Raw genomic sequence first — 720 nt, forward strand, 5'->3', positions numbered from 1 at the left:
AAACCAGCCCGATAACAAACAGTACGGGACGTAAGTTGACCATAGGAAAATCCTAGAGGAAGAATGGGCTCGGCTGGAACAGCGCTTCGACGTCTGGTACGTACTTTTTGTCGACCAAGAACATCACGACGTGGTCATCTTGCTCGATGACGGTACGATCGTGTGCGATAAGAACTTCTTCGCCACGAACGACAGCACCAATGGTGGTTCCCGGTGGCAGTTTAATGTCGCCAATCGCTCGGCCAACCACTTTGGATGTGGTTTCGTCACCGTGCGCTACGGCTTCGATAGCTTCCGCCGCACCGCGACGCAGAGACGATACGTTTACGATGTCTGCACGGCGAACGTGCGTCAGCAAGGCGGAAATGGTCGCTTGCTGTGGTGAGATGGCCACATCAATCACGCCGCCTTGGACTAAGTCAACGTACGCGCCGCGTTGGATCAGTACCATCACCTTCTTCGCGCCCATGCGTTTTGCCAGCATAGCGGACATGATGTTGGTTTCATCTTCGTTGGTGAGAGCGATGAATACGTCAACTTGGTCGATGTTTTCTTCAGTCAGTAGCTCTTGGTCTGCGGCATCGCCACAGAACACGATGGTGTTCTCTAATTGCTCAGACAGCTTTTCTGCACGCTGATAGTCGCGCTCAATCAGCTTCACGCTGTAAGTTTGCTCTAGGCGTTTTGCCAAGCTTGCGCCGATGTTACCCCCGCCAACAA

The 720-nt window shown here is 53.2% G+C and carries 1 protein-coding gene; it reads right to left on the reverse strand.

The genetic code is table 11. From position 1 onward, the window contains the following. Positions 1 to 52 precede the first annotated feature (52 nt). On the reverse strand, positions 53 to 720 hold a 668-nt coding region (gene trkA / locus R7Q46_RS26970), incomplete at its 5' end, for a Trk system potassium transporter TrkA (RefSeq protein WP_318078206.1).

The sequence above is a fragment of the Vibrio sp. 811 genome (assembly GCF_033339195.1).